General features: G+C 31.5%; 1 protein-coding gene. It reads right to left on the bottom strand.

What is annotated here, in order from left to right; translation table 11 throughout:
* Positions 1–336 precede the first annotated feature (336 nt).
* On the bottom strand, positions 337–1,266 hold the full coding sequence (locus JFT89_RS02500; protein WP_016095887.1) for a DMT family transporter: 930 nt from the start codon (positions 1,264–1,266) through the stop codon (positions 337–339).
* Positions 1,267–1,643 lie beyond the last annotated feature (377 nt).

Below are 1,643 nucleotides of genomic sequence, written 5' to 3' on the forward strand. Positions count from 1 at the left end.
TTTGTCGCTCATTTGCGACTCCCTTATGTTAACATTTTCATATTTCAATGTCAACCAAGTTTTTTTATTTCTTTTGTCGCTTTCTGCGTTGTTGCTATCGGCGACTTGTTCTATATTACACCTCTATAAGCTAATCGTCAACACCTTTTATTCAATTAATAATAAAAATAATTCCAAAGGTATTTTCTATATTAATTTCAGTCATTCAATTTCTCCATTTCAATGAAAATAATAAACAAGGACATCCCACTACATACAAGACGCCCTTTTGATTACACATTATATACATGCACTCTTTAAACTCTTGAACTCCCCCTTTCTATTTAAACTATCGTCCTACTCATTCCTTGAGGCGGGAGTTTTCTGTGGGGAATTGATAAATAGATCAATTAATTTGCTTTTATCCGCCCATACCACTCCAAATAAGACTAAGCCGCCGCCTATTACTATTCTCCACGTTAAAGATTCATTTAATAGAACAATTGAAGCAACAATACTTATTAGCGGTAATGCATTTAAATATAATCCACTTACTGATGCTGAAACTCTCTCTAGTGCTTTATTCCAAAACCAATATGCTAAAATTGTTGCTCCAATAACAAGATACATTACACTAAGTCCAGTCTTCCAGGTTTCAATCTTTGGGAAACCGTAATAAAAAGTTTCTACCATTGCAAATGGTAATAAAATAACCGATCCAATAATTAAAGTTAATGTTGTAAAAACCTTGTTTGATAGATACTGTTCCTGTTTCGGTTGTTTTAACAATACTGTATAGAAAGCAAATAAGAAGGTGCTTAATAAAATAAGGATATCTCCTATTAAAGATACCTCTTGATCAGCATTGTTAGATGAAATTGTTATAAGAAGTACCCCTATAGCCCCCAATATAATACCAATCCAATAATTCGGCTGAATTTCCTCTTTCAAAAAGAACGCTGAAAAAAGAATTGTAACTAACGGCAATGCAGCATCAATGATACTAACATGTAATCCACTTGTTAAAGAAATCCCGTAGGATGTGAACATAAAATACCCAGCTACACCAGTAAAAGATAGCAAACTCATTCTTTTCCATGGAATATGTTTATGTACAACTGCTTTTTGTAGTTCGTTAAATGAGAAAAGCATACAAATTCCACCCGCAAAGAAAAGACGAATAAATAACAAAGTAAACGGTTGAATGGATTCTAATGCCCATTTCGTTGGCGCAATTGCCGTCCCCCATAATATAACAGCCACTAATAACATGCATATTTCTTTCATAATCCCCCACACCCATCAAAAAATATATGTTAACTACCTTAATTATAAATTTTTTCTTAAGTAAAATCCTTTAAAACCACAAAAAGGTTATGTGAAAAATAGCCATCCAGCTCTTTTTCGCATAACCTTTTCATATTAAATCAAAAACATTATTGTTCACTCTACAACTAAATTAACATAAAAAGGTAATTCTTACCTTCAATTGATATTTAAACGTATTACTTTATAACCTTCTTATCACTTTAATATCCAAATTTCATTTTATACCGTTTCTATTTCATTATTTTTTCGTCTTTAACGTTATTAAACTTATGGATTTTAACATTTGGTAAATAAAAACAAACACAAAAAAACCTAAGTCGAAACGACTTAGGTTT

This window comes from Bacillus sp. TH25 (assembly GCF_016650935.1).
GTDB lineage: Bacteria > Bacillota > Bacilli > Bacillales > Bacillaceae_G > Bacillus_A > Bacillus_A mycoides.

Bases quoted from the DNA above. Each gene is read 5' to 3' on its own strand.
- JFT89_RS02500 (WP_016095887.1), bottom strand. From the start codon at position 1,266: ATGAAAGAAATATGCATGTTATTAGTGGCTGTTATATTATGGGGGACG.